Genomic DNA, 17,273 nt, shown 5'->3' on the forward strand with positions numbered 1-17,273 from the left:
TTCCACTCACACCCTGGTGTATTCCGCGCTGTCCTCCTGAAACTCGGTGATTATTTCCTCGGTAAGGGTCGGTCGAAGCGAAGGGAGAATTTCCAAGAATGTCTCCGTGGTGACCCGATAATCATGCTGCAGGTTCAATTCCTGTTCAAAGGCGTGCTGCCGCACTTTCTGGAAAAGATACTCGATGTCCGCCGGAGTGAAGAGCGGGGTGAGGGAAACCAGTCTGTCCAGGTCGACAGATCCGCAATTTGTGCGCGCGATATAGTGCTCGAATATGGTTTTGCGCCCCTGCTCGTCGAGGCTGCCCACGGGAATGACGCAGTCGAAGCGGCCGGGTCTGAGCAGCGCCGCGTCCAGTTGCCGGATATAATTGGTTGCGCAAATGAGAAGATTTTTTCGGTTCCTCGCTTTGAGCAAAGGGACCTGCTTGAGAAATTCATTGGTGATGGACTTGTCGACCCGGGAGGCATGGTCGCGGCTGCCCGCAATTTCCTCGAACTCATCGATGAAGACAACCGTCTCATCCAAGTCATAGACCTTTTCCATGATATTCTTCAGGTTGGCCCCCAAACGGTCTTGACCGTCGGCCATCAAAACGCTCGGGCTGATTTCGATGTACCACCATTGAAGAATGCCGGCGATGGCCTTGACGAAATGGGTTTTTCCCGTGCCCGGGGGACCGAAAAAGATAATGGCCCTCGGCGGCGTAACCCCGTGCTTGCGGGCGAGGTCTGCTTGTTGGAGAGTACGGATAATCCTGTTATTCACCACCTGTTTCGGGGGTTGGGAGTCGGAAATGGTCTCCCAGACTGCCCGATCGATAACCTGCGCGCCGAGTTCCCGGAGACACTGGATACGCTTACTCTCCCTGGCGTCCTTGGTAACCGGATCAATGTTTTCAATGAAGTCGATACATGCCAGTTTGAGCCCCACGTCGCGTCCCAATCTTTCAGAAAGTACCCACTTGTGCTGAAGAATTCTGGACCAAAGCAGGGCAGTTGTTTCAGGATCGAACTTCAGGCCGGTTGCGGCAAAAATTTGCGCAGCGCCATCCCCCTGGTCAGAGATGGAACTGTCACCTGGGGCATCCTCGCTGTGGGAATTCACAGCATCTTTTTCGTCTGTTGATTCCTTTGCTCCATTGTTCATGGTCGTTCCTTCTGAAGGCTGTTTGCTGTTTGGGGGGCGGACGATACCGTATAAGGTAGCATCCCGCATATCAAGTCATCAAACGGAATCCCGAAATCAAATTCATCTCACCCCGGCTGTCTTCTTGACTTCCTCAAAAGCCGCTGTATCGTAAATTATTCGTTCCTACTCAGCACATTTCACGAGATGACACAGAGATCCGATTTGACGATTTTCGGCATCTCTCAGCTTTCCAGATTTCGCTCATCCCGCGCCTATCTCATGCATGTCGAGGCCGTACCAGCACGCCGGGAGAGGTGCGACGAGCAGCCGCGGGCAGAAAAGCCCAGAACAAGTCGGTCCACGCGGGAGGAATGATATGAAAGATTCAATGCGGCTGCTCTGGATTGACCTGTTAAAAATACTCGCGATCTTCGGTGTCATTCTGCTGCATGCGTCCGCCCCATTTCTGGTGCCCTTCGAAGACTCCGGGCAGTGGTGGACGGGGAACGTCTATGACTCCCTCTCCCGGTGGAGCGTGCCCCTGTTTATCATGGCCAGTGGGGCTTTGGTGCTTCCGGGGGCGGACAAGGTGGTATTGCGGGATTTTCTGTTGGTGCGCATGCGGCACATTCTCATTCCTTTTCTGGCCTGGAGCTTCATCTATTTTATCTACTCCATCCATGTAAAAGGCCAAGACCACGGTCTCCTTGACTTTTTTCCCATGGTGATTGCCGGACCGATCTACTATCACCTCTGGTTCATCTATATGCTGATCACCTTGTATCTCTTCGCCCCGGTGATCAGCGCCCTGCTGAATCTGGCTCCCCGTAAATTCGCCTGGTATCTTGTCGGAATCTGGCTGTGCTGGGCGTCGCTTTTGCCTGCGGTCCATGAACTGTTAAACCTGGAAACATATTTTGTTTCCGACTTGAACGAATACTCGGCCCTTAAGCTCTGCGGCTACTTTTTTCTGGGATACATGCTCAAGGAGAACGTTATCCACTCAAAGGGAGGATTGGTTATCCTGTTGCTCCTGTTTCTCATCGGTGGCGCCGCGACCATGACTGGGACCTATATGCTGAGTTCAAGAGCTGGGGAGTTCGTGCATTTCTTTTACGATTATTTCAGCATTACCGTCATGACCATGACGCTTGCCCTGTTTCTGTTTCTAAAAAGCGTCTTCCATACCCCTAAGGAGGAGGCGGAGGACGACAATGGTCGCAAGCACATGAATTCTCGGAAGCTGCTTCGAAAAATCTCAATGAGTGTTTTCGGCATCTACCTGGTACATGCCTTGATACTGGAGCTGTTGCGGGACGGCCGCCTGGGTTTTACAATCAACCATGGCAGCGCTTTCGGGATCGAAATACCCATTGCCGCGGGAATTCCCCTTTTTGCGGCAAGCATTTTTGTCGTATCGTTGGGCCTGATTCTTATCTTCAGCCACATTCCCGTTATAAGGAAGATAATCACATGACCACCACCAACCGGGTACCCGGCATTTTCATTGCTTGCGGCTGTTTTTTGTTCGCGATCGGAATCTGGACCGCTGCCCACGCGGAGATTCAATTTGTCGAGGACTATATCTCTTTCACGCAAATGGCCAAACGTCCCTTGCGCAACCTCCCCGAACGGGAAGCCTGGAAAAAGGCCGCCCCGGAGATTGTCGAGATTGCCATTCCTCGGCCAAATGAAGACTCCGGCCAGCCCGCGCTCTGGTACAATTCGCAATCAGACCAACCAAAACCCTTGCTGATCGTACTGCACAGCTGGAGCGACAATTACCTTCAGCACTACGGCATTCCGTACGCGGTCTTCGCCGTGAAGAACGATTGGATTTTCATGCATCCTGATTTTTACGGCCGATTCAATAATAAAGACGCGACAGGTTCGGAAAAGGCGGTCCAGGATGTGCTCCTGGCTCTGGAGTACGCCAAGGCCAATGCATCCGTCGACGAAAGTCGGATTTACCTGGCAGGATTCTCGGGAGGGGCGATGATGTCGTTGATCATGGTCGGCCGGCACCCGGAGTTGTTCACGGCAGCCCTGGCATCGGTACCGGTGTATGATCTCAAGGACTGGTACGCATACCTGAGCGGGTCTCAACTCAGGTATGCGGACGGCTACCAAAACGACATCAGAGCGTCCTGCGGCGGCAACCCCGTTTCGGCAGACCAAGCCGGCGAAGAATGCCGTCGGCGCAGCCCTTCGGCGTATCTGCCGGATGCACGCGGCAGAGAGGTGCAGGTCTATCTCTGCGGAGGCACGAGAGATCCTTTTGTTCCCCCCTCCCATGCCATCCGGGCCTTCAACGATCTGGCCGAGGAAAATGACCGAATTTCCGAGGAGGATTTCAGATACATCGATAAAACCAAGTCCCTGCCGGAAAATCTTCAAGGACAGGGCAAAACAGACCCGTTTTTCGAGAAGGCTGGTCTGCCGTTGGTTTTTAAGCGCAAATCAAACAATGCGACCATCGCTCTTTTCGACGGCGGCCACGATATTGTCTTCAATCAGGGGTTGCACTGGCTTGCGCAACAGCAGCGATGAACATTTCTCATCCGGCTGCGCGCCGATGCGACTCATCATCACTGTTCACACTTCAACATCAGGTATCTGCTCAGTACAATTTGCAGGTTTGCGAGCCTGTAAAACCCGGACATGTCAGCGGACCCCGGTGAGTGGTTACCGGAGTTATGAGGAAAAAAATATGGAATACGTTTCAGGAAAGGATACGATCTCTTTGCGGACCGCGATGATCCTTGTTTTGGGGATGCTTGCGACAGTTTTTGCGTCATCAATTGCACACTCGCAAGAACCGGATTCTCTTGGCGAGCACTATACCATGCTGCAGCCGAATGAGAAATTCGACGGGAGAATGTCCGCACTCGAACTGAAGTTGATCAAAGAAGGTCTTGTGGATGTACAGATGCTTGATCCAGACATCCTCGTGGACCTGAAATATGCCCGGAAAAACAATTTCATGGGTATGAACGTCTACGGCGATTTCACACGGGCCTATCTGCGCCCCGAACCTGCAATGATGCTCGTCCGGGCGAACACCATACTCCAAGAGCGTCACCCTGACCTGCGCATCCAGGTCGGCGATGCTTTGAGACCGCGTTCCATCCAACATAGAATGTGGGATCTTGTCGTGGACACGCCCATGCAGCCCTACGTGGCCAATCCTTTTACCGGTTCGATGCACAATCACGGAGCCGCGGTGGACGTAACGCTGGTCAATGTGCGTACCGGCAAAGAGTTCGACATGGGAACACCCATGGATCACTTCGGGCCTTTGGCGCAACCGCGCTTGGAAAATAAGTTTCTCCAGCAGGGCGAACTGACGGCGGAGCAGATCGCGAACCGCCATATTCTGCGGGACGTCATGGTTGATGCGGGATGGCATCCGCTGGCCATCGAATGGTGGCATTTCGATGCGTTTGCCAAGGATATCGTTCGAAAAAAATATTCCATCATTGAGTAGCTTTCATCCGGGCCTGGTGATTTCTGCCGGGGCCGGACCAAGGGGCTTTTCTCTCCTGTTTCAATGTCTCCCGGGCGCGCTGATCAAGCGGATTGCGCCGTTTCTGTCGGTATGCGAAAGATTGCCCGCCACGGTTTCATCCATTCCCTTTGCCCAGGACATCCATGACCGCCACCGACCACTGCGCCTTCCCCCCCCACACCCGCCTGGACTACAGTTTGGCCGACCTTCTGCCGATTCTGGAGCAGACCGGGGAACTGGATTCTCCCCGAACACAGGTTGTTCTGGATCAGGCCCGGCAGCGGGATATTGATCCAGCGGACCCCAAGTCCGGGCTGGATCTGCTGCTGGGCCTGAAGTTGACCCGGGCCAAGGCTCCGCGGGAGCGCCTGACCGAGGAATGCGTGCTCCGGGCCGTGGCAACGCGGTTCGGCTTGGAATTCAAGCGGCTGGACGTGCTGGAACTGGATTTGGAGGTCAGCACCCGGACCATTTCCGAGGGCTTTGCCCGGACCAACCTGCTGGTTCCGCTGCGCATCGTGGACGGACATCTGGAGATTCTGGCCCACAACCCGTTTCGTCCGGAACTCCGGGAAGACATGTGCCGGGTCACGACCCTGCCGCTGCGGTTGTTCCTGGGTACCCGGGCCGAGATCACCCGGCTGATCGACGATTTCTACCAGTTTCGTCAGGCCGTGAAGGCCGCGGAACAGGAGTTTCTCAGTGCGTCGGAATCCCTGGCCAACCAGGAGCAGCGGGTCCGGGTCGGGGAGCGGTCGGATCCCGGCTCCCAGAAGCATGTCAGCAAGGCCGTGGACTATCTGCTGCACACGGCCCTGCGGGAACGGGCCAGCGACATCCACCTGGAACCCAAGCGCGAAGCCTCCCTGGTCCGGTTCCGCATCGACGGCGTGCTCCATCCCCTCTACCGCCTTCCGCTGACCGTGCATCAGGCCATGATCAGCCGCCTCAAAGGCCTCAGCCGCCTGGACATTTCCGAAAAACGGCGGCCCCAGGACGGACGGGTGCAGCTCGTTTTGGACGACATCCGGACAGATGTCCGGATCTCCACCATTCCGGTGGCCTTTGGGGAAAAGATGGTTCTGCGACTGCTCTCCAGCGACACCACGCTGAAGAAGCTGGACGAGTTGGGCATGGAGCCGGATCAGCTTCATCTCTTCCGCTCCTTCCTGGCCCGCTCCAACAGCCTGGTACTGGTCACCGGCCCCACGGGCAGCGGCAAGTCCACCACCCTGTATTCGGCCATGAAGACCCTGGCTCATCCTGGCGTGAACGTGCTCACCCTGGAGGACCCCATCGAAATGGTGGTGGACGAGTTCAACCAGATCGGGGTTCAGCCCAAAATTGGAGTGGATTTCGGCCAGGTGCTCCGGCACATCCTGCGCCAGGACCCGGACATCGTGATGATCGGAGAAATGCGCGACCTGAACACGGCCCAGGAAGCGGTCCAGGCCGCCCTGACCGGCCATCTGGTCCTCTCCACCCTGCACACCAACGACGCGGCCTCTTCCATCACCCGGCTGTTGGATCTGGGGCTGGACGCCTTTCTGATCAACGCGGCCCTGGCCGGAATCGTGGCCCAACGCCTGGTGCGCACCCTCTGCCCGCACTGCAAGGTGCCGATCCAAACCCCGGAGGACCAGGCCGTACTATGGCGAAGCAGTGGCCTGGACGTACCGGAAACGGTCTGGGCCGGACCGGGCTGCGAATTCTGCCGCAACACCGGCTACCTCGGCCGCACCGGCATCCACGAAATTTTGCCCTTTGACGAGGAGATCCAGGACGCCGTGCGCCGGGACACGAACCTCACCGCCCTGCGCCGCCTGGTTCGCTCCAAGGGCGTGGCCAACCTGTTCCAGAGCGGGATCGTCAAGGTGCTGGCCGGGCTGACCACCTTGGACGAGGTCGTGCGTGTCACCGGTGGGGTCGAGGGCTGATGGTATAAGAAAACCGCCCGCTTCGCTCAGGGCACGAAGCCTCAGAACGAGCCCCGCAACCGATGTGGCCGTACCCACCCGGCCTCACGGAAAGTATCCACAAAATAGACTTTCACTTCGCTCGCATCGACGGACACGAAAGAGAGCCGGACTGTCGCGTCCGCGGAATCCCTCGTGACAAACCATACCGCATCACCGAGCGCCAAAGCCCGAGAACTCACGCGATACACGAGGAGATCCGCCATACCGCGATCACGCACGATCGCCACTCGAATATTGGCTTCATCCGGATTGTATACCTGATAAATCTTAGCTGCGGAGGCAGTGGTGATGGTGGCGACCAGTACAATGCCGGCAAGCAAAAGACGCAATATCACGGTGCCCTACCTTTTTAAGAACGTGAGAGTTTGAGCTTTTCACGAAGACGCTTGAGAGTTTTCCAACGGACTGCTTCTCTCCTGCTCCCGGTCCCGCGCCCCCTGATAGACCTTGGCCAATCCGCCCTGGGCCGTTTCCCGGTAGAGACTGGGCAGGTCGTGGCCGGTTTGCTGCATGGCTTCCACCACCTGATCGAAGCTGATCAGATGGCGTCCGTCCGAGAGCATCGCGAATTCCGCCGCGGCCAAGCCGCGAATAGCCGCAAAGGCGTTGCGCTCAATGCAGGGGACCTGGACCAGCCCAAGAATCGGATCGCAGGTCAGCCCCAGGTGGTGTTCCAGACCGATTTCCGCCGCGTATTCGATCTGATGCGGCGATCCTCCCAAGAGCTGCGCCGCGGCGGCCGCGGCCATGGCGCAGGCCACGCCCACTTCCCCCTGACATCCCACCTCGGCTCCGGAAATGGAGGCATTGTGCTTGACCACGTTGCCCACCAGACCGGCGGTGGCCAGGGCCCGCAGCAGGTACTCGTCTTCCAGGCCGAGGTCCCGTTGCAGGTAAAACAGCACAGCGGGCAGCACGCCGCAGGAACCGCACGTCGGCGCGGTGACCACGAAGCCGCCGGCGGCGTTGTGCTCGGACACGGCCAGGGCATAGGCCGAAAGAAGCCCGGTCCGACCGGCGGAGCGGCGCAATTGCTTGGCCCGGGTCAAAAAGCCCCGGGCCTTGCGTTGCAGATTCAATCCTCCGGGCAGCGACCCTTCCTCGTCCAACCCGGCGGCGATGGCCTCCTGCATCTTCAACCAGACAAAACCCAGATGGTCCCACAGGTCCGACCCTTCCACCGCCTCGGCCAGGGCCCAGAGAGGCTTGCCGCGAGACCCGGCCTGGTCCAGGATTTCCTTCATGGTTGTCTGGACATACCGACTCGGAGTTTCAGCCTTCCCCCGTCCGGCCTCCCGCAACTCGCCCCCGCCGATACTGAAGACGGTCCAGGAGCCCAAAGAGCTCCCGTCCGCGGCCAAGGCCTCGAACAACATCCCGTTGGGATGTTCATCCAGCGCTTGGTCGCTCCAAACCACGTCGCAAGGCAAAGGCGACAAGCCCTGGGTCACCGCCTGGTCCGTCAAGTGACCGCGCCCGGTCAGGCTCAGGCTGCCGTACAGCGTGACCCGGACCCTGGCGGCTTGAGAATGACGCGCCCGAAACGCCTCCGCGGCCCGGCGCGGCCCCATGGTATGACTGCTGGACGGCCCCATCCCGTAGCGGTACAACTCGCGTAATGACTGCATATCCGTTCTCCCCTGGTCTTCAATGTCGATATGGCTTCTGAGCCGGGATCGAAATCAAAACGGCAACACCTTCATCTCTCTCCACCCGCTCCCGCATCTTCCCGTCGGCCGGCAAGACCAGGGAAGAAATGTTCTCCCGCGAAATGTTCAGGAATTCATCGGCCCCTCTCAGGTCGCAAGGTTCCATGGGCATGACCGGCATCTCCCGGAAGATGAAATGAAACAGGGTATTAATCGGACTTGATACCCTTCGACATGGAATTTGACAATGCCTTGATCTGAGCCGGCTCCGCGCCAAATACAGCGATAAACGACAACAAACGACGGAACCGTGAAACGATCAGGATCAGTCTCAGGCTCAGGATATTATTGCATCCATTCCAAATGTCGCTTAAAAATTTCTCACAACAGGCACTTGGTCGGTTTCCCGAAGCCTGTTCCGGAATTTGACGATGGCTTCCCGATATGCCTGATATCGAACCCCGGGGGCACGGGCCTTCAAGGCCTGCTCCCAATCATCAAAAAATCATCACGGATGTGTCCATCAGTTCCTCCGAGGTTGGCTTTATGTCCCGCATTTGTCGTGATCGTTTGACTGCCGCATAAAGCTGACCTCAATGCAAAGTATAAAGCTGACCTCGGAGTCAAAAGGCGGCTTGCCAATATAATCTTAGCATTCTGAAAAAAATGAGTTAATGATGTTTTTACAGTCGAAAAAAATGGGCCGAATCAATAGGTTCTAAGGTCTGAAATTGAGAGGTCAGGATTTTTTGAATTCCGTATAATAACACTGTTAGGGCAAAGGAGAAAATCGTGCTTCAAAAACTATCTGATAGATTTGATCAGCTTTTATCTGAATTACCCGCGATTGAATCAACTATTCAGCGGAGACAAAGCGAATATGGTGACTACACAGTAATGGATGATGAAAAAGCTTTGACATGGAAAGTTAAAGCGAAAAATTTGTTAGTTGCCACTTGCGGAGAAGAGTCCCAGCATTATCGCGAATTCACAAAAGCTGAAGAGATAAATTCTTATGAATCTATATCTGATCCGTTCAAAAGAATGAAAGCAGTATTTATAGCTGCAATGGACGATTATAAAGGCGGTTATCTAACATCAATTAAAAACCTCATTCAGGCTGATGTTTTTGATAGCGAACTGGAACAAGCAAGCGAGCTTCTTTCTAGCGGGTACAAGTTGGCTGCAGCAGTAATTGCCGGTGTAGTATTAGAAACAACCCTTAGGGATTTATGTAACAGGGAAGGTATTATAACTGGAAAGCTTGACAAAATGAATGCTGATTTAGCGAAAGCAGGGATTTACAATAAACTTCAGCAAAAACGAATTACTGCTCTTGCTGACATTAGAAATAGCGCAGCCCACGGAAAACCAGAAGAATTTACTGAATCCGATGTAGAAAATATGATTCGAGATATTGAGCAGTTCTTAGCTATACAACTTGCCTAACAAATGCGTTAACGCGGATTGCTTTTTCCGCTGACGCTCCAAAAGCAACCGGTTACGCTCGCGTTGGGGCTTTAACAAATATGAAACTTAAGCCGCTTTTTTCTTCAACGAAAATCTTATCCAGGACGGACGAATGGGCGCCTGTGTCTTTCAAGGAATTTGTAGAGGAGGTTGAGCACGTTATATCCCATTGCAAGTTGCTTGATCATTACCTTTTATTTCGAGGGCATGGGTCTGCTTCATGGCTCCTTGATTCTACATTTGCAAGATTTGTTAAACAACACATTCTTGGGATAAACATCACTGAAACCATTATAGAGGATTATCGTCATTCTCTGGATTTTTATCGTTTAGTCAGTAGTCTTTTTTTATGTAAGTTTGGGACTTTAATAAAACCCTCTCTTGAATTGACGCACGTCGCTGATGAAAATCCAGGTATAGATCCTTGGTTCGAGCTTATGAAGCGATTTCAACAATATCCAGAGGAAGACATGTCTAATCTAAAAGGCACATTTCTACTGGATTGGACGCAAGATTGGCGAGTTGCACTGTACTTCGCTAATAATGGGCGCAATGATCAGGAAAATGGCGTATTGTTTTTAGCAGATATGAGTCAGTCTGGATCAGTCCTTCATCGAGACCTGATGGTTGGAGAGATTATTGGAAGGCTCCATGAGGCCTTCATGAATGACCAGCAATTTGGACCACCTCTGATATTTAGTCCTCGCAAGCAAATAACTTGTGACCGAGCTAAACAACAAGACGCAATATACGTCGCCCAGATGGATCTTCGTTTAGATCTATCTGAATATTGGCGTGTTTTAGACCAAAAGCGTGATGATGGTAGCAGAATTCTTAACCGAATTTATCTGCCGAAAGATACGAAAAAAGAAATAAATGAATGGTTAGCTGATCAGGGCGTAACGGAAAGATTTATATATCCGGATAAAGAGACAACCCGAACATCGGCGTGTACGGGACGGCGAGGGGCATGCCGCCCGTAACGCCAAATGTTCGGTGAGCAGGTCCGCAGCATCGCGACAAGGAGATGACTGACCTTATGAAGCTCTATCTGGATAATTGCTGCTTCAATAGGCCGTTCGACGACCAATCCAACATCCGAATCCGACTAGCGGCGGAAGCTAAGTTGCGGATTCAAAAGGATATTCGTTCTGGTTTATATGCGCTGGTGTGGTCATACATTATGGATTACGATAATGGCAGGAATCCTTTCCTGGAGAGAAAGGAGCAGATCGCTTTATGGAGTGAGTACTCGGTAAACGATGTCGAGGAAGATAACGAAGTATTACGAATTGCTCGATTGCTTAATGATAAAGGTATTAAGAAGATCGATTCCCTGCATATTGCCTGTGCCATTGTTGCGAAAGCTGATTATTTCCTGACAACCGACAAGGGCATTCTCAAGAAAGCCATGCTTGTAAACGATATTACGATCATAGATCCGATTGGGTTTATAATGGAGACAGTGCAATGATTACCGATACAGAAATCAAGTCCAAGGGATTGCGGATACTCACGCGGAGTCTCGGCAATGTAGAGGCGGAGCGGTTTATGGCGCTGATTCAAAGGGAGCCTTTTGACTACACGAAGTGGCGACAGGATATGGACGAAGAATACGGCCTTGAAGAGATAAGCAGCAAAGCTATGGCGCTGAGATCGAAAACCACCGAACAAGGCGTTTAACAGTCCGTTGAAAAACCCCCAATTGCTGCGTCGCTACAAAAAGTTCAAACTCTTACAGCAGTTGGTTAGCGCTGTCGTTTGGTGCAACAGGATCAGATGATGCCAACGGTCTACATCGAGACGTCGATCGACAGCTGTCTTCGGCGGAAACAGCGCCCAACAAGTGCGCAACCTCCGACCGGGAGCCGGCTGATCGTCGCACTCGTTCCGCCCGGCCAGCCCTCGACGGGGTGGGCGTGACGTGACAACACCCCCCACTCCCCCCTCCTCCCCCGCCCTGCACCCCTGGATGGACCTGTTTCTGGAATACATCCTGGTGGAAAAGGGACTTGCGGAAAACAGCGTGGCCGCCTACACCACGGACCTGGAATCTCTGCAGCGATTTCTGACCCGCGAAAGCCTGGATCTGGAGCGGTTTTCCAGCCGACACGGCCTGCTCTACCTGCTGCATCTGCGCCAGACCGGACTGCAAAACCGCTCCCTGGCCCGGCACCTGGCCACGTTGCGCGGCCTGTTCGCGTTTTTGGTCCGGGAGCGGCTGATCGCTGAAAATCCACTGGAAAAGCTGGAAAACCCCAAGCTGCCCCGCCATCTTCCGGACGTACTCAGTCGGGAGGAGGTCACGGCCCTGCTGGCCCAGCCGAACAGCAACGACAAGCTGGGGTTCCGGGACCGGACCATGCTCGAACTGCTCTACGCCGCGGGGTTGCGGGTCTCGGAGTTGATCGGCCTGCGTCCCGGGGACGTGGATTTGCAGGCCGGATTGCTGCGGGTCTTCGGCAAGGGCCGCAAGGAGCGGGTGGTGCCGATGCACGCCTCGGCCGGGAAATATCTGGAGATCTATATCCAGAACTGGCGTCCGGCCTTTTCGCCGAAAGCGGAGGTTCTGTTTCTGAACCGTTCCGGCAAGGGGCTGACCCGGCAGGGAGTCTGGAAGCTGATCAAGGCCTACGCCCGAAAGGCCGGAATCCACCACCCCATCTCCCCGCATACCCTGCGTCATTCCTTTGCCACGCACCTGCTGGAAGGCGGGGCCGACCTGCGCACCGTGCAGATTCTCCTGGGCCACGCGGACATCCTGGCCACGGAAATCTACACCCATGTCCAGACTTCGCGCCTGAAGAGCCAGCACCAGAAACATCATCCAAGAAGCCGTCCCCCGGCCTCCCAGAACCAAACTTCCAAATAGCTCCGAAACCACTCCCCTGCCCCCGTCTCCAAAATCCTTAACCTAAACCGCGACCACAAAATGCCCACATCCCCCAAAACCCTGATCACCGCCCACAACAATGCCGACTTCGACGCCCTGGCGGCCATGGTGGCCGCGGGCAAGCTGTATCCGGACGCGGCGCTGATTTTTCCGGGCAGTCAGGAAAAGAACCTGCGCAATTTTTTCATTCAGAGCGCGACCTATCTTTTCAATTTCCAGTCCATGAAGGAGATCGACACCTCGGCCGTGGAGCGGTTGGTGGTGGTGGACACCCGACAGCGCTCCCGGGTGGAGCATGTCCGCTCCGTGCTGGACCTGCCCGGTCTGACCATTCACCTCTACGACCACCATCCTGACTCGGAGGAGGATCTGCCGGCCCAGAAAAGCGTGGTCCAGCCCTGGGGATCGACCACGGCCATCCTGATCCGGGAAATCCGGGACTTGGGATTGTCCGTGTGCCCGGACGAGGCCACGATCATGGGGCTGGGCATTTACGAGGACACCGGAGCCTTCACTTTTTCCTCCACCACCACCCACGACTTCGACGCGGCCTCCTGGCTTCTGGCCCAGGGCATGGACCTGGACACCATTTCGGACCTGATCACCCGGGACCTGAGCGCGCAGCAGATCAATCTGCTGCACGCCATGCTCGGCACTGCCGCGGTGCACGACATCAACGGGATCGAGGTGGTGATCACCGAGGTCAGCGTGGACGAGTACGTGGGAGATTTCGCCGTGCTGGTGCACAAGCTGGTGGACATGGAGAACATCCGGGTACTCTTCGCCCTGGCCCGGATGAACGACCGGGTGCACCTCATCGCCCGCAGTCGGCGGCCGGAGGTGGACGTGGGGCGGATCTGCGGCTTTTTCGGCGGCGGGGGCCATGTCTACGCCGCCTCCGCGACCATCAAGGACCGCACCCTGTCCGAAATCAAGGAAGAGCTGTTCGCCCTGCTCTACTCGCACATCAACCCGCAGATCCTGGTCCGGAGCTTCATGTCCAAGCCCGCGGTCACCGTGCCCCAGGGCACGACCCTGATCCAGGCCACGGAAATCATGACCCGCTATGGGCTGAAGGCCATTCCCGTGGTCCGGGAGGACGGGGGCTGCGTCGGCATCCTGGAGCATCAGCTTTCGGACCGGGCCGTGGGCCACGGCCTAGGCGAGCTGACCGTGGACGAGTACATGCAGCGGGACGTGGCCGTGCTCACGCCCGAGGACGATCTCTACGCGGTGATGGAGATCATCCTGGGCCAGAAGCAGCGGTTGGTGCCGGTGCTGGAGGACGGGCACGTGACCGCGGTGATCACCCGTACGGACCTGATCACCATCTTCATCCAGGAATCCGCGCGGATTCCGGAATTCCTGCTGCCCGAGCGCAAGAGCGAGCGCAACATCAAGAGCATGCTCCGCTCCCGGCTGCCGGAACCGATCCTGAATCTGTTGGAACACGCCGGGGCCCTGGGCCAGGCCATGGGTGTGAACGTCTATGCCGTGGGCGGCTTTGTCCGGGACATCCTGCTGAACCGCCCGAACCTGGACATCGACCTGGTGGTGGAAGGCGACGGGATCGGCTTTGCCCAGCTCTTCAGCCGCGAACTGGACGGACGGATCCGGATGCACAAGAAATTCCAGACCGCCGTGGTCATCCTTCCGGACGGCCAGAAGGTGGACGTGGCCACGGCCCGCCTGGAATATTACCAATACCCCACGGCCCTGCCCACGGTGGAACTCTCCTCCATCAAGATGGATCTCTACCGCCGGGACTTCACCATCAACGCCCTGGCAGTGCGCCTGACGCCGGACAATTTCGGCAATCTGGTGGACTTCTTCTCGGCCCAGAAGGACATCAAGGAGAAGAGCATCCGCGTCCTGCACTCCCTAAGCTTCGTGGAGGACCCGACCCGCATCCTGCGGGCCATCCGCTTCGAGCAGCGCTTTCACTTCCGGATGGACCGCCAGACCGAACGGCTGATCAAGAACGCCATGAACCTGAACCTGTTCCAGAAGCTCTCCGGTCGCCGACTGTTCCAGGAACTGCGGCTGATCATGGAGGAACGCGAAGTCCTGGCCTGTTTTCGGCGCATGGACGGCTTCACCCTGCTCCAGGTGCTCCATCCCCTGCTCAAGCTCACCGACCAGTTGGAAACCACCCTGGACGAAGTGGAGCAGGTTCTGAACTGGTACCGCCTGCTCTACCTGGAACCCACGGCCCAGTCCTGGAAACTCTATTTCCTCGGCCTGGCTTCGGCCCTGGACGACGCCCAGTTTCAAATCCTGATGCGACGCTTGAACTTTTCGGACAAAGACGAAGCATCCCTTTGGGGCATGCGCCGGACCCTGGATGCAACCATTCACCTCCTGAGCCAGTGGCAAGGCCGCGGCGGGCCCGTGAGCGAGCTGTTCTTCATCCTCAACCAACTGCCCCTGGAGTCGGTTCTGTTCCTGATGGCCCGGGGCCAGAAAGAGGAAATGCGCCGGAACATCTCTCTGTTTCTGACCCAACTCAGAACCCAGAAGGTCGCGGTGACCGGCAAGGACCTCAAAGCCATGGGTTTGCCTCCCGGGCCGCACTACTCCGAGATCCTGCGGGCCGTCCAGGCGGCCATGATCGACGGCGTGGCCCCGGACCGGGGCAGCCAGTTGGTTCTGGCCGGGAAGCTGGTGGATGAGTATAAACGGATCGCGCCTTCACGGAGTGCAAATGGAAAGATCATTCAGTAAGCAGAGCAACACAAGGAGACACAGCATCATGATCCGATCTCGTTTTCGGCGCATCTCGCGCCTGTGGGTTCACGCCGCGTGCGTCTTTGCGGCCATGATCACGGTTTTTGCACCACTCTTTTTGGCCGGTCCGGCTCAAGCCCGGTCTTTTCAGGACATTCTGGACAGCGGAGAACTGCGGGTTTGCTTCGCGCCGATCCATCCATCCGTGGTCCAGGCCGAACCCGAGGGATGTCGGGAGGACTGCCGTTTTTCCGGCCCGGCTTTCGAGGCGGCGCAGGCATTCACGGCTTTTCTTGGAGACTCGATGACCATGCGCGCCCTGCGCATCGATTGGGACGAGCAGTTTTTCAACGACCAGGGACGCACCGACCGGGACGCGGAATACGTGCCGGCCTTGCTGGATTCCGGGCACTGCGACCTGTACCCCAACAACCTGACCAAAAATTCCTGGCGGCTCCAAAAAATGGACATCGTGACCATGTTCACCAACCGGATGATGGTGCTGGTCAATGCAGAAAGTCAAAGCACGATCCGTGGTCCGTCCGAACTGGGCGGGAAGGTCGCGGTGGTGGAAAAAGACACCTCCTACCACACCTGGCTTCAGGACCGAAACCAAACGACTTTCAAAGACGAACCAGTGGATATCCGCCTCCAGCCCACCGCCGACGGTCTGAATAATCTGGCTCAGGGGCGGGCCGACTTCACGGTGATCGACGCGGATGCGGCGTTCTGGATTATCCGTCATCAGTTTCCCGACCTGATCATGGCTTTTCCCGTGGGGTCCATGGAAGAGGTGGGCTGGGGGATTCGCAAGGAGAGTCCGGAATTGCGCCAAGCCTTGCAGAATTTTTTCGACCAGCAACGCGCCGGACGCGATTCAGCCCTGAACGCGACATGGAACCGCCATTTCGGCATGAATCTGAACCAATTCATCAGCCTGCTCGGCTCGATGCAGGAATAGCCTCAGGAGAGTCCGCCATGCCCACCCAGATCATGCCCGCATCCCGCAAGTTCACCTGGAAAGGCCTTGCCATCGCTCTGCTTTTCCTCCTGCTCTGCCCGCTCCCTTCCGTCTCCTCGGCCCAGGCCCGCGGCCTGGAGGAAATCCGGGAGTCCGGAGAACTGCGGGCCTGTATCGTCCCGGCGACCCCGGCCTATGTGACTTTTGCCGATCCGGCCTGCCTGGAGGATTGCCGGGTCTCCGGGCCGGTCCCCAGAGTGGTGGAGGCCGTGGCCGCGGCCTTGGGATCTGACGTCCGTCCGATTTTTCATCGTCTGGAGTGGGATGAACAGTTTCATAACGCCGAAGGCCGGACCGCCCTGGAGGCCGAATACACTCCGTACCACCTGGAAACCGGACGTTGCGACGTCTACCCCACCCACCTGACCAAGAATGAATGGCGGCTGAAAAAATTGGATTTCGCCATCCTGTTTCTCAACCGGATCATGGTCATCGTCCATCAGGACCGGCTGCCCGAGTTCACATCCATGGACGATCTGGCCGGAAAAACAGCCGGGGTGGCGTTGAACACCAGTCTGCACACCTGGGTCCTGGAGCAAAATCAGGAGGCGTTCCGGGACGACCCGATCCAGATACGGCTGATCGACTTCGGAGCAGAACTGGGTTCCGTGGAGTCCGGGCTCGCGGACTTCACGCTGTTGGACGCGGAAGTTTCCCTGTGGGAGTCCGTGAACCGCTTCCAGGATCTGAATGTGGCCTTTCCTGTGGGACCGATGGAAGAAATCGGCTGGGCCTTCAGTCGCCAAAACCAGGATCTGCGGGATGTTGTGCAAGCCTTCTTCACCGAACAAGTCAGGACCGAAACCTCGGCCTTGAACAGCATCTGGAAAGAGGAGTACGGACTGACCCTGAGCCAGTTCCGGGCTTTGATCCAGGCTACCCAGTAGGATAACCG

The 17,273-nt window shown here is 56.3% G+C and carries 16 protein-coding genes; 12 read left to right on the plus strand and 4 right to left on the minus strand.

Features of this window, described 5'->3' with window-relative positions; genetic code table 11:
* Window positions 1-6: 6 nt before the first annotated feature.
* Entirely contained in the window at window positions 7-1,149 is a 1,143-nt protein-coding gene (locus tag DESLA_RS0105210; RefSeq protein WP_084031896.1) for an ATP-binding protein, read from the minus strand.
* A 265-nt stretch (window positions 1,150-1,414) separates the two neighbouring features.
* On the opposite strand from DESLA_RS0105210, the gene DESLA_RS0105215 reads away from it, so the two are divergent.
* The 4 genes from DESLA_RS0105215 (at window position 1,415) to DESLA_RS0105230 (ending at window position 6,576) form a co-directional block, all read left to right on the plus strand.
* Window positions 1,415-2,608 (plus strand): acyltransferase, encoded by a 1,194-nt coding sequence (locus tag DESLA_RS0105215; RefSeq protein WP_084031897.1) that lies wholly within the window; start codon window positions 1,415-1,417, stop codon window positions 2,606-2,608.
* Window positions 2,605-3,681 carry an alpha/beta hydrolase family protein gene (locus tag DESLA_RS18845; RefSeq protein WP_051434402.1) on the plus strand — a complete coding sequence of 359 codons (1,077 nt, stop codon included), beginning with the start codon at window positions 2,605-2,607 and terminating at the stop codon, window positions 3,679-3,681. The genes DESLA_RS0105215 and DESLA_RS18845 overlap by 4 nt, the downstream gene beginning before the upstream one ends.
* A 160-nt stretch (window positions 3,682-3,841) precedes the next feature.
* On the plus strand, window positions 3,842-4,618 hold the full coding sequence (locus DESLA_RS0105225; RefSeq protein ID WP_245590004.1) for a M15 family metallopeptidase: 777 nt from the start codon (window positions 3,842-3,844) through the stop codon (window positions 4,616-4,618).
* Window positions 4,619-4,782: 164 nt separating this feature from the next.
* Window positions 4,783-6,576 (plus strand): GspE/PulE family protein, encoded by a 1,794-nt coding sequence (locus DESLA_RS0105230; RefSeq protein WP_051434403.1) that lies wholly within the window; start codon window positions 4,783-4,785, stop codon window positions 6,574-6,576.
* Window positions 6,577-6,617: 41 nt separating this feature from the next.
* On the opposite strand, the gene DESLA_RS0105235 is transcribed toward DESLA_RS0105230, so the two are convergent.
* Genes DESLA_RS0105235 through DESLA_RS22765 form a run of 3 tightly spaced genes read right to left on the minus strand, consistent with a single transcriptional unit; the run spans window position 6,618 to window position 8,439 of the window.
* On the minus strand, window positions 6,618-6,953 hold the full coding sequence (locus DESLA_RS0105235) for a 7(1) septoil knot domain-containing protein (RefSeq protein WP_211239028.1): 336 nt from the start codon (window positions 6,951-6,953) through the stop codon (window positions 6,618-6,620).
* A gap of 39 nt (window positions 6,954-6,992) precedes the next feature.
* Window positions 6,993-8,246, minus strand: coding sequence for an L-serine ammonia-lyase, iron-sulfur-dependent, subunit alpha (locus DESLA_RS18850; protein WP_051434404.1), 1,254 nt, complete (start codon window positions 8,244-8,246; stop codon window positions 6,993-6,995).
* Between the two features lie 19 nt (window positions 8,247-8,265).
* The gene (locus DESLA_RS22765; RefSeq protein WP_156932871.1) at window positions 8,266-8,439 is read right to left on the minus strand and encodes a hypothetical protein; all 174 of its coding nucleotides are present in this window, start codon (window positions 8,437-8,439) and stop codon (window positions 8,266-8,268) included.
* A gap of 620 nt (window positions 8,440-9,059) precedes the next feature.
* Between DESLA_RS22765 and DESLA_RS0105250 the strand changes: the two genes are divergently transcribed.
* The 8 genes from DESLA_RS0105250 to DESLA_RS0105280 all read left to right on the plus strand — a co-directional run bounded on the left by DESLA_RS0105250 (window position 9,060) and on the right by DESLA_RS0105280 (window position 17,265).
* Entirely contained in the window at window positions 9,060-9,716 is a 657-nt protein-coding gene (locus tag DESLA_RS0105250) for a DUF4145 domain-containing protein (RefSeq protein ID WP_028571651.1), read from the plus strand.
* An 80-nt stretch (window positions 9,717-9,796) separates the two neighbouring features.
* Window positions 9,797-10,720: an FRG domain-containing protein gene (locus DESLA_RS22280; RefSeq protein WP_084031898.1), complete on the plus strand. Its 924-nt coding sequence runs from the start codon at window positions 9,797-9,799 to the stop codon at window positions 10,718-10,720.
* A gap of 56 nt (window positions 10,721-10,776) precedes the next feature.
* Entirely contained in the window at window positions 10,777-11,211 is a 435-nt protein-coding gene (locus DESLA_RS0105255) for a PIN domain-containing protein (protein ID WP_028571652.1), read from the plus strand.
* Complete coding sequence (locus DESLA_RS0105260) at window positions 11,208-11,420, plus strand: hypothetical protein (protein ID WP_028571653.1); 213 nt, start codon at window positions 11,208-11,210, stop codon at window positions 11,418-11,420. Before DESLA_RS0105255 ends, DESLA_RS0105260 begins: the two co-directional genes overlap by 4 nt.
* A gap of 289 nt (window positions 11,421-11,709) precedes the next feature.
* Window positions 11,710-12,609, plus strand: coding sequence for a site-specific tyrosine recombinase XerD (gene xerD, locus DESLA_RS0105265; RefSeq protein ID WP_035261404.1), 900 nt, complete (start codon window positions 11,710-11,712; stop codon window positions 12,607-12,609).
* 60 nt (window positions 12,610-12,669) lie between these two features.
* Window positions 12,670-15,354, plus strand: a complete 2,685-nt coding sequence (locus DESLA_RS18855) for a CBS domain-containing protein (protein ID WP_035261406.1) — start codon at window positions 12,670-12,672, stop codon at window positions 15,352-15,354.
* A gap of 28 nt (window positions 15,355-15,382) precedes the next feature.
* Window positions 15,383-16,318: a transglycosylase SLT domain-containing protein gene (locus tag DESLA_RS0105275; RefSeq protein ID WP_028571655.1), complete on the plus strand. Its 936-nt coding sequence runs from the start codon at window positions 15,383-15,385 to the stop codon at window positions 16,316-16,318.
* Between the two features lie 17 nt (window positions 16,319-16,335).
* Complete coding sequence (locus tag DESLA_RS0105280) at window positions 16,336-17,265, plus strand: substrate-binding periplasmic protein (RefSeq protein ID WP_028571656.1); 930 nt, start codon at window positions 16,336-16,338, stop codon at window positions 17,263-17,265.
* Window positions 17,266-17,273 lie beyond the last annotated feature (8 nt).

Source organism: Desulfonatronum lacustre DSM 10312 (assembly GCF_000519265.1).
In the GTDB taxonomy this organism is placed as follows: Bacteria; Desulfobacterota; Desulfovibrionia; order Desulfovibrionales; family Desulfonatronaceae; genus Desulfonatronum; species Desulfonatronum lacustre.

What these genes read in the sequence shown, in the direction of transcription:
- DESLA_RS0105210 (WP_084031896.1), bottom strand. Translation starts at nt 1,149, where the DNA reads ATGAACAATGGAGCAAAGGAATCAACAGACGAAAAAGATGCTGTGAAT.
- DESLA_RS0105215 (WP_084031897.1), top strand. Translation starts at nt 1,415, where the DNA reads ATGTCGAGGCCGTACCAGCACGCCGGGAGAGGTGCGACGAGCAGCCGC.
- DESLA_RS18845 (WP_051434402.1), top strand. Translation starts at nt 2,605, where the DNA reads ATGACCACCACCAACCGGGTACCCGGCATTTTCATTGCTTGCGGCTGT.
- DESLA_RS0105225 (WP_245590004.1), top strand. Translation starts at nt 3,842, where the DNA reads ATGGAATACGTTTCAGGAAAGGATACGATCTCTTTGCGGACCGCGATG.
- DESLA_RS0105230 (WP_051434403.1), top strand. Translation starts at nt 4,783, where the DNA reads ATGACCGCCACCGACCACTGCGCCTTCCCCCCCCACACCCGCCTGGAC.
- DESLA_RS18850 (WP_051434404.1), bottom strand. Translation starts at nt 8,246, where the DNA reads ATGCAGTCATTACGCGAGTTGTACCGCTACGGGATGGGGCCGTCCAGC.
- DESLA_RS22765 (WP_156932871.1), bottom strand. Translation starts at nt 8,439, where the DNA reads ATGCCCATGGAACCTTGCGACCTGAGAGGGGCCGATGAATTCCTGAAC.
- DESLA_RS22280 (WP_084031898.1), top strand. Translation starts at nt 9,797, where the DNA reads ATGAAACTTAAGCCGCTTTTTTCTTCAACGAAAATCTTATCCAGGACG.
- DESLA_RS0105255 (WP_028571652.1), top strand. Translation starts at nt 10,777, where the DNA reads ATGAAGCTCTATCTGGATAATTGCTGCTTCAATAGGCCGTTCGACGAC.
- DESLA_RS0105260 (WP_028571653.1), top strand. Translation starts at nt 11,208, where the DNA reads ATGATTACCGATACAGAAATCAAGTCCAAGGGATTGCGGATACTCACG.
- xerD (WP_035261404.1), top strand. Translation starts at nt 11,710, where the DNA reads ATGGACCTGTTTCTGGAATACATCCTGGTGGAAAAGGGACTTGCGGAA.
- DESLA_RS18855 (WP_035261406.1), top strand. Translation starts at nt 12,670, where the DNA reads ATGCCCACATCCCCCAAAACCCTGATCACCGCCCACAACAATGCCGAC.
- DESLA_RS0105275 (WP_028571655.1), top strand. Translation starts at nt 15,383, where the DNA reads ATGATCCGATCTCGTTTTCGGCGCATCTCGCGCCTGTGGGTTCACGCC.
- DESLA_RS0105280 (WP_028571656.1), top strand. Translation starts at nt 16,336, where the DNA reads ATGCCCACCCAGATCATGCCCGCATCCCGCAAGTTCACCTGGAAAGGC.